The organism is Novosphingobium sp. (assembly GCF_030696665.1).
In the GTDB taxonomy this organism is placed as follows: Bacteria; Pseudomonadota; Alphaproteobacteria; order Sphingomonadales; family Sphingomonadaceae; genus Novosphingobium.
The window spans coordinates 149,059-158,705 of record NZ_JAUYRV010000039.1; the positions used below are offsets into that span (position 1 = coordinate 149,059).

General features: G+C 62.5%; 6 protein-coding genes. 1 reads left to right on the plus strand and 5 read right to left on the minus strand.

What is annotated here, in order from left to right:
• The first annotated feature begins 66 nt into the window (after nucleotides 1-66).
• On the plus strand, nucleotides 67-1,284 hold the full coding sequence (locus Q8R81_RS10770; protein WP_305617657.1) for a M23 family metallopeptidase: 1,218 nt from the start codon (nucleotides 67-69) through the stop codon (nucleotides 1,282-1,284).
• On the opposite strand, the gene Q8R81_RS10775 is transcribed toward Q8R81_RS10770, so the two are convergent.
• From Q8R81_RS10775 to Q8R81_RS10795, 5 genes are all read right to left on the minus strand, one after another.
• Nucleotides 1,281-2,144, minus strand: coding sequence for a CPBP family intramembrane glutamic endopeptidase (locus tag Q8R81_RS10775; RefSeq protein ID WP_305617658.1), 864 nt, complete (start codon nucleotides 2,142-2,144; stop codon nucleotides 1,281-1,283). The genes Q8R81_RS10770 and Q8R81_RS10775 overlap by 4 nt on opposite strands.
• Nucleotides 2,122-2,604 (minus strand): DUF4123 domain-containing protein, encoded by a 483-nt coding sequence (locus tag Q8R81_RS10780; RefSeq protein ID WP_305617660.1) that lies wholly within the window; start codon nucleotides 2,602-2,604, stop codon nucleotides 2,122-2,124. The genes Q8R81_RS10775 and Q8R81_RS10780 overlap by 23 nt, the downstream gene beginning before the upstream one ends.
• A gap of 8 nt (nucleotides 2,605-2,612) precedes the next feature.
• Entirely contained in the window at nucleotides 2,613-3,068 is a 456-nt protein-coding gene (locus Q8R81_RS10785) for a PAAR domain-containing protein (RefSeq protein ID WP_305617662.1), read from the minus strand.
• Nucleotides 3,069-3,263: 195 nt separating this feature from the next.
• The gene (locus Q8R81_RS10790) at nucleotides 3,264-6,386 is read right to left on the minus strand and encodes a CHAT domain-containing protein (RefSeq protein WP_305617664.1); all 3,123 of its coding nucleotides are present in this window, start codon (nucleotides 6,384-6,386) and stop codon (nucleotides 3,264-3,266) included.
• The coding region (locus Q8R81_RS10795) for a hypothetical protein (protein WP_305617666.1) at nucleotides 6,386-9,647 on the minus strand (3,262 nt) is incomplete at its 5' end. The genes Q8R81_RS10790 and Q8R81_RS10795, both read right to left, overlap by 1 nt.

The window sequence follows — 9,647 nt, forward strand, 5'->3', positions numbered from 1 at the left end:
GATGTTGCGCCTCGTACTGCGCAGCAAAAGCCCGCTTCGCACCGCCCGGCGCGGGACATACGCCTCATGCTGGCCTTGTCCGGATCGGTCGCGGTGCTTTGTGTCGGTGCGCTTGGCGCATGGCTTACCCGCAGCGATCCAGCGCTGGCCCCCATCGCAGTCCCGTCTGCGATCAGCGCTCCTGACACCAATGTGCAGGAACGCGCCCTCAACCTTGCTGGACCCGGCGCACTCGCAGGCGCCCTGATTGAGGCTGGCGTGCGCGCCGACGATGCTGCTGCCGCGGCCGCTGCCGCCGCGCCGCACCTTACCAGCGGTGGCGAAATCCATGCGATCATCGTGCTTGAACCGGGCGAAGGCGGCGCGTTGCTGCAGCAATTGCGCGCGGTTCACATCAATGGTTCGGGCGTAATGCTTGCCCGCACGGCCGATGGCACCTACGCGGTAACGCCGCTGGCCGCAGATGTCAGCCGCAAGATCGAAGTGCTGCGCGGCGAAATCGATAGCGAGAGCTTCTATACCTCGGCTGTATCGGCGGGTCTGATTGACACGCTGATTCCCGAATTCATCAACGCCTTTTCGTATGACTTCAACCTTGCCTCCGAGGTCAGCCCCGGAGACGTGTTCGAGGTTGCGTATGATCAGGAATTCAACGCCAGCGGCGAAGCCGTGGGCCAACCCAAGCTCCTTTACGCGCAATTGACCACGCCGAAAAAGAGCCTCGCGCTCTATCGTTTTCAGGCTGCCGGAGAAGAGGCTGCATGGTTTGACGGTAATGGCGCCACCACCAAGCGCGGCCTGATGCGCACGCCGGTAGATGGTGCGCGCATCTCCTCGAAGTTTGGGATGCGGTTCCACCCGGTGCTGCATTATAACAAGCTGCATGGGGGCACCGATTTCGCAGCGCCCACCGGCACCCCGATCTACGCCGCCGCCGATGGCACGATTGAATTCGCCGCGATGAAGGGCGCCAACGGCAACCTTACCGTGCTGCGCCATGATAATGATTGGCGCACGCTCTACCTGCACCAGAACGTCTTTGCGCCCGGCATAACCCAAGGCGTGCGCGTGACTCAGGGCCAGCGCATCGGCGATGTCGGCACTACCGGCCGCTCGACTGGTCCGCACTTGCATTACGAAGTCCACATCGATGGCCAGCGCGTCGATCCGCTCAGCATTCCTGCCGACGAAGCCAGCCGCAAGCGCATGGATGGCGCGGTGCTGCAGGCCTTCCTCAAGGAACGCGATCGCATCGACATGGCGCGGAGCCAGCGCACGTTTTAGGCCGGAGTTGCTGATGGTGTGGCCAAAGGATTGGCGCGCTGTCCAACCAGCAATGGCAAAATTGCAGCAATCATCACGACCACAACCCCAACGCTCGCATTCAAGCCTTCATCGTTGCCGCCCCACAGCGAATTGCCGATCAGATCAAAGTCAAAGATCGATCCAAGCATTTCGTTGCCCGGATTGGGGACCAGCCCGAACAGCGTATCCTCACTACCGTTCCACGCGGCATGGGCCGTGACCGGAGCCAGAATGCCGCCGCTGCGCAGGGCCAGCAGGCCGAACAGAACCCCCGCCAGCGTGATAAACAGCAAAGTCAGTGGCTGGCGCGCGCCGCCCACCAGATGAAAGCCTGCAAACAGGATCGCGCTGCCGCAAATTCCTGCAATCTGACCCAGCCGCTGCGACAGTACCGGTAGCAACCAGCCGCGAAACAGCACTTCCTCCATAGCAGACTGCACTACCGTCAGCCCAAATCCCATAAGCACAAGCGCGGTCAACCCGGTGGCACCGCTGCCCGCCACCACCGTGCCACTCAACCAGCTCATCGCCAGCGCGCCGCTTAATCCGCCAGCACCAACCACAAGTCCCGCAGAGGTCCAACCAAGCGGGGACCACCCCATCTGCAGCACCTTGGTGCCGCCGATCCACCCGGCGAGCAGCGCGAATACAAGCAATGGCACGTACAGCGTCAGCGTGAACGCAGCGTATATTCCCGGCGTAGCTTCTCCGCCCAGAATATCCGGAGCGAGATAGACCACCAGCAACACCCAACTCCACGAAACGAGCAGTCCCGCGCCAATTGCCAGCCATTGCCGCCATGCGGGTGCGCCTTGTTCAGCCGATCCGGTTTGCGCCATCGAAAAGCCCTCCCTCGACCAGCCGGTAATGATGCATTGCCGTGCCGCCTGCGCTTTCAACCGAAAATTGCTGCACGCCATCGAACCACGGCGCGCGCTCTTCTGGCGTTGCCGCGCGAATGTAGGTGTTGAACACGCGCGGATCGTAATAGCGGAACAGCACGATCATGCCATCGGGCAGCTTTGCCTGCAGGAACCGGCGCAAGTGTTGGTGCAGGCGGTCCATCGGCATGTCAGTCAACATCATCATGCCCCAGCTTGCACCATGACCATGCTGTTGCCACACGCCAAGCAACTGTTCGCCCGAATCGACACGCACCAGCCACGGCGATGCTGCCAGCAGTTGCGCATCCAGATCGCGCCCCTTGAACAGGCAGAGATGATCGCGGCACGACCGCACAAGGTCGACCAGTCGCGGGTCTTGCGCGCAATCGATCACAGCGTACCAGGCAGCGCTCATCCGCTCGCCTATCCGATCTGCGCTTTGCTGCACTGTTCGCAAAACGGCAGGCCTTCCTTGGCGGCGGCGATCATCACCTTGGCCATATCGGCAAAGGCAGTGCCCTGCCCTTCTAGGCCAATCGGCAGGTTGACCATTGCCTGCGACAATCCGCCGACGCTAGCGCTGCCAGCATCGCCGATCAGCACCGTGGGCATGCCAACCACAATCACGCCACCATGCGCGGTCATGTCACCCATACGGGCAGCCGGGCTTCCCTGCACAAGCACCGTAAAGGCACCCATCGCGATCATATCGGGCGGGCCGACGCATACGGCCATGTCCCCGATCCGTGCCTGCGGCAGGCATCCGGTCAGCACCTGCACCGCTGCAGGCGGCAGGATCGGGCCGCCGACATGCGGCACCACGCCCGTAACCATCGGGCAAGTGTGCATGTCGGTGATACGAGCAGCGGGTTTACCCATAGACCCTATCCTTGACCGCCACGCCTGCGTTTGCCGTGCGCAAAATCACAGATGAAGGCCGATTTTTACAGAGTACGCCTTCAGCCTACTCCTCGGCACTTTACCTGACCAGCACAGCATGGGGATGGCCCCAAGGAAAAGTTCATGCCGACATTCACTCGCGGCAGTGTGCCGGGCAACGCCCGGCACACCCGCTCAGCGTGAACCGGCACTGCCCCCGTCAGCCATTGCCACAACCGGGACTGCACCTTGATCGACTGCCACCTTCGCCGCGCCATTCAGCAGCGACTTCTGCGCATCGCCGATCAGGACGAATGCGCCCCAATAAAGAGGATGCGAACTGTCGCGATTGCCCATCAGCGATACCTGCGCCTTCTGTAGCGCCCCACCGATGGTATCATTGCGGGCATTGGCATAGAAATCGGTAATCAGCTCAACGCTCTCACCCGCGTCCGAAATCGGCCAATAGGTGGAAAGCACAGCCTGCGCGCGCGCGGCAAGGAAGGCACGTACCAGCCCGTCGAGCGAAGCGCCGACCTGCTCCTGCCCCGCTGCACGCGCCGCCGCGCTGGTTACGCCCGCAGACGTATCGCACGCGGAAAGCACCACAAGGTTCGCATCGAGCCGCAACTGCGCCACTTCCTCAAACGACAGAATGCCGTCCGAATTGGCCTCACCCACGCTGGTCACGAGTGCAGGAGGGGCTTTCGAACAGGCCCACTGACCCTCGGTCAACCCGTGAGTGGCAAAGTGCAAGACCTGAAACTGGTCAAGATCGGTGCGGCTGCGCACGTTGGTATCGGTGAATTCGGCCCCAATCACCTCGGGCGCGTTGGGCACGCCGAGTGCAGCGCTTGCCTGCCGCAGTTCAATCGCATCAATCGGCTGCACCATGCGGCTGAGTTCGGCGACTTTCGACAGTTCGACTTCACAATTGGTGCCGATGCTGACCATCATTCCGGCCACATTGGCTTCCAACGGCATAGGCTGATGCTGCGCAAAACCAATGAACGGATAAGGCGCTTTCGACGGTGCCAGATTGCGCGATACGATCAGCGAGCGCGGCGAGAGCGCGGTCGAGAGCGACATCTTGCGCGCAAGGAAGTTTACCCCGGTGTAATTGTAGGGGTCTTTCCGACGTGATTTGGCAAACGCAGCGGTCGATGCATCATCGGTGACCAACACGCCCACTGGCAGGGTATCGAGCACGCCCGAACCATCGATCACCAGCGACGAATAGCCGTTCACGCGGCTAGCTGCCGGACCGATCAGCAGTTTGTAAAGTGCGTTGGCACCCGCCACCGAGAAAATCGGAACCTTGTCCCCGCCACCCGTAATTGTTCCACGCACCGACTTGATCAGCGGCTCGATCTCCACCGCCGGACGGGCAACGCGGTAGATGCGCGTGCCTTCTGCGTCGATCAGCGCGCCGAAGACGTAACCGCCGACCTTGCTGAGCTTGAGATAGCCTTCGCCCGGCTTGAGCACAGCACGAATTTCGCCGACCGAGGCGGGCGTATCGACCACCTGACGGAACGATCCGTTGGAAGCCAGTTCATTCTGCAATGCAAACGAACGGTTTTCCAGCTCGGTACGCCGGGCTTCGAGTGCCTGCATCTTGGCGGCATCGCCGCCCGAGGCGATCTCGAAGCGCAGCTTGTTGATCTCGCGCTCAACCTCCTGACGATCCTGCACTTTGGCGGCAAGCGCGGGGTCAGACGCGATCAACGACTGCAATTGAACGAATTGCCGCGCAATCGCCGGGGTCGATGCGGCCTGCATCGCGCGGAAGAAACGCTCGGGCGAAGCGCCATCAGGACGCTGCGCCGCGTCATTGACCAGCGCATCAAGATAGCTGCGGGTCTGCGTGGGCAGGCCGCCAATATCCGCATCGGCCGAAATCAGGCTGGTCACCGCCTCGTCGAACTGGGCCAGCACTTCTTCGCTGGAAGCACCGCCGCCCGAAAGCACGGCTGCACGTTCAAGCTGCACTTGCGCAAGAGCCGGACCGTTGTCGCCCGCATCTTCGGCAAGCCGCAAATAGCCGATCGCCTTGTCGAGCGAGGCCAGTGCCGAGGTCCGATCACCCCCGCGCAATTGCATGCGGGCGCGCTGCCGCTCAATCCGCGCGGCCAGCCACAGCAACTGCTGCTGCGGGATGGGCTGCCTGCGCAGCGCTTCAAAACTGGCGTCGGCCATACCAAGTGCGGTGGCCGCTTCTGCGGGCCGGTTCTGGCCAAGCAGCGCCACGCTGCGCGCCCATCCAGCCTGCGCATCGATCACCAATTGAGTGCGGGTGCGATTGTCCCATGCCGACGCCAGCGCCGAACCGGGGCCACCGGTGTTCGCTGCTTCGTTCAGGGCCTGCACCTTGCGGGTATCGAGCAACGGCTGGCCTTCCGGTGCCTCACCCATCGTCGCCATATCCAGCGCAGAGGCGGCGACCGTGAACTCGCGCTTGTTGATCAGGTGCAGCGCTGAATAGTTGCGGCTCTTCATCTGCAAAACATCGGCCCCGGGGATGCCCGCGTTCTGTGCCAGCAGTCCGCTGGCCCGGCCAAAGTAATCGTCCGCAGAATCAAAGAAGCGCAAGTTGGAATCTGCCAGGCCCGCCAACAACAGCAGATCGATCCGGGTGGCAGGCGCAGCATCGGCGGGCAGGCGCGCCAGCGCGTCGCTCACGATGCGTGCCGCATCGAGATGCAGGCCCTGCCGCACCAGACGAAGACCCTGCTGCAGTGCATCCTCGGCATTGGCCACTGCACCGGCACTGGTGTTCTTTACCGCTGGCGATGGCGCAAGCACGCCCACTTCTACGGCCGCAGTAGTCTTGCGGTTGCGATCCTGATTGGGCGCTGCTGCGCCTGAAATAAAGCGCAACGCTTCTTCTGCCGGCCCTTGTGCCAGCGGCACAGCGCTCGACGTGTAGATCCGCCCATCGCGTGCGAAGCGCGTCTCTATCGTCTCCTGCCCCAGCAATTTGTCAAAACAACGCCGGGCCGTAGCGGCACCGATGCCCGGAATGGTCACGTCCATACCCGGTCCGCAATCGAGCAGCCCGTCAATCGGCGCGATTTCCGATGCACGCACCGAACGGACAATGCCAAGGAAGCGGTTAGCGCTCGCACCGCGGCAGGTGAAGGTATAGCTGCCGCCGAACGCGTCTTCCTTCCAGAACGGGGTTGCCACGCAGGGGTCACCCGGGCTGGTCCGGCCCAGTTCAAGCTGGTCAGGCAAATCGGCAGGCTTGGCGGCAACCGGTGCTGCGGATACCGCAAGCGCCACCATCGAGAGCGAGGCGAGGAACGCGCGCTTCATCAATTGCCATCCTTCTTCTGTACATCGCAGGTTCCATTGGGATCGCTGCATTCAATCGGGGTCATCGGAAGTTCACCCAGACCGAACGATCCAACGTCGTCGAACAGGGCGTCGTTATTGGTGCCTACGAGCGGGTCGAACGGCACCTGGAAGTCCGGCTTCACGGTGAAGATCGAAGTCCGGATATTGTCGAGTGCGGTCAGTGACGGTGTCAGGTTCTGCACAGACTGGCAGTTGCCGCCACCGATCACGCAACCGTTGATGCGCGACGCGCTGATATTGTCGTAATGCGACAGTGGAGGATTGCCGAGCAGCGCGGTGGCCGCGTTGATGATGCCGTTGATCGAACCGAAGGCAGCAAACACCGGCTGAGTCGAACCGTTGACGATATCAAGCGCGAGTGATGACGGATTGCCATTGCCAAGTTTCACGCCCGCGCCGACGAGGCTGTTGCCGGTGTTCTGGAACATGGCAAATCCGGTGAAAGTCACCTTCATCGATCCAACATCGACCATCACATCATTGCTGATCGATGACGGGTTATAGAGCTTGCTTCCGGGATTGAGGTTCATCGCAAAGGCCGCATCGCGCGAACCGGTGCTCGATGCGCTTCCGCTTACCGCCGAAAGATCGGCGGCAAAGTCATCAGCGCCCGATACGATGTTGGCCGCTGACAGTTCAAGCACGCCGCCATCGCTGGCGATTGATCCGCCCTTGGTGGTGGACAACTGGATAATCGTCGTGCCGCTGCTGCCAAGCTTCAGCGTTGTATCGCCATCGAACACGATGCGTCCGGTCACGTCGATGCGCTTGGCCGAAGCGGGCACGTTCACCGTCTTGGGAACCGTGAATTGTACGCTGCCGATTTCGACGTTGTGCGCAGCATCCGAACCCAGCGTCAGGGTATCGCTTGCCTTGAGACGCGACACTTCAGCCGCCGAGAGTGCAAAGTCCGCAGCGGCGGTGGTTACCCCATCGCCAATTGCAAGTTTGCCGGTTGCCGCGCCCGAGTTGAACACGTCAATCGTCTTGGCGATGACATCGGCAGCAATCGTGGCATTGCTGGACTTGAGGTTGACGGCGTTACCTGCTGCCACCGCTCCGTTCAGCGCGATAGCGCCGACCGAAGTGATCGCAGCATTGGTCGCGACATCAACGCTGCTACGCGTTTCGAACGCACCGCCAGCATTTGCGGTGAGCGATGCGCCCAGCACCGATCCGACGACGGTATTGCCCCCCGAGGTCAACGATACGGCCGATTGCTTGGCCGAACCGCCCTTCAGCGTGGCCCCGGCCAGCGCGATGTCTGTCTTGGCGTTCAGTGTCAGAGCTTCGGTGCCCGGACCGTCGCTGTTCGACGTGAGCGTCAGGCCGTTCGCCCCCTGCCCAATCGCACCATTGCTGCTGGTAATGGCCACGGAACCCTTTGCGGCCTGCGTCTGACCGCCTGCCTTGCCAAGCGTTACTGCGCCGGTCGTCGTCACCGCGTAGTTGCCGCCGGCAGTTACCGTGCCGAGTGTTGCTGTTGTACCCGATACTGTGGTGTCGAGACCCGACACTGCCGCACCGATGTCGGTCGCGCCGGCCTTTACGGCAATCGTACCTGCCGTGGCCGTGACACTGTTGCCGGTGAACGACGCAGCGTTGCCCGCGCTCGGTCCGCCCACAGTGACATTGCGCGCCGCCAACAGCGTTCCTGCGGCCACCGCACCTGGCGAAGTGACCACTATGTCAGAGCCAGTGCCCTGCGCGGTTACCGTATCAAGCGTAACTGCGCCGCCAGCCGTAATCGCTGCCGTGCCTGCCGCAGTGATCGCATCGTTTGCGGTAAAGGTCGTTGCAGCATTGGCATTGAACGCCGCCGAATTGACGATACCAACCGTGGTCCCGGCACCCGACGTTACCGACACGGCCGACTGCTTGCTCGGCCCACCGTTGAGCGTTGCATTGCCCAGAGCGACGGCGTTGCCAGCGGCCAGCGTGAGTGCGGAAGTGCCGCTGCCTGCATCGTTCGATGTCAACAAGACCCCCGTGGTGCCTTCGTTGATCGATCCGCCCGTACTGGTGATCGTTACAGCGCCTGCCGCCGTCTGCGTCTTGTTGCCCACGCGGCCCAGCGTGATGTTGCCGGTTGCGTTGGCTACGTAGTCCGTGCCTGCATCGACCGAGCCGACCGCAATCGTGCCGCCAGTAACCGCCGCGTCAAGCGTGGTGGTTGTGCCCGATACCGCCGACGCCACGTTGATCGCGCCAGCCTTCACGCTGATTGCGCTTCCGGCAGTGATCGCCGAACCATTGGTTCCGCCAATCGCCGCAAGCGACGCTGCATGCCCGGTGCCGACGCCCTTGACGGTGACGTTGCCGCCCGCCGTCAGCGTGTTCGCCTGCACAGCACCCGCGCTGGTAACGGTGATGTCCCCGGTTGCGTTTACTGTTGTGGCGGCAACCGAGCCTGCGGTGATCGTGGCATTGCCATTGGCGTCAACAAGGTTCGCCGTGAACGCAGCCCCGGCACTTGCGCCAGCGTTCGCCGACAAGACCTTGTCAACGGTCGTCCCGTTGGCCGAGGTAAGCGAAACGTCTGACGTTTGCCCTGCGCCCCCGCGCAACGTTGCTTTGCCAAGTGCAATGGCATTGCCCGCATCAAGCGTCAGCAGTTCGCCACCGGCGTTGTCATCGTTCGAAGTCAACATGACGCCGGCCGCGCCCTCGCTGATCGAACCAGTCGTGCTGTCGATCGTGATAGCGCCACCCGCTGTTTGCGTGGTGGCACCGCCGCGGCCGAGCGTGATGTCACCGGTTGCACTGGCCACATAGTCAGTGCCCGCATCAACCGAACCGACCGCAATCGTGCCGCCCGTGGTGACCGCGTCGAGCGTGGTGCTGGTGCCAGAAGTTGCCGAGGCCACATTGATTGCGCCTGCCTTCACGCTGATCGCGCTTCCGGCATTGATCGCAGACCCGGCGGTCCCACCAATCGCTGCAAGCGATGCGGCATATCCAGCGCCAACACCCTTGACGGTGACGCTGCCGCCAGCCGTCAGCGTGTTCGCCTGAACAGCGCCCGCGCTGGTGACCGTGATGTCACCGGTGGCGTCAACCACCTTGGCCGCAACCGAACCTGCCGTGATCGAGGCATTGACGGCCGTGTCGACCAGATCCGCCGTGAACGCGCCACCCGCCATGCTGCCGAAGTTCGCCGCAAAGGCCTCATCAATGGTCGTGCCATTGGCCGAGGTCAGCGAGATGTCCGACGATTGC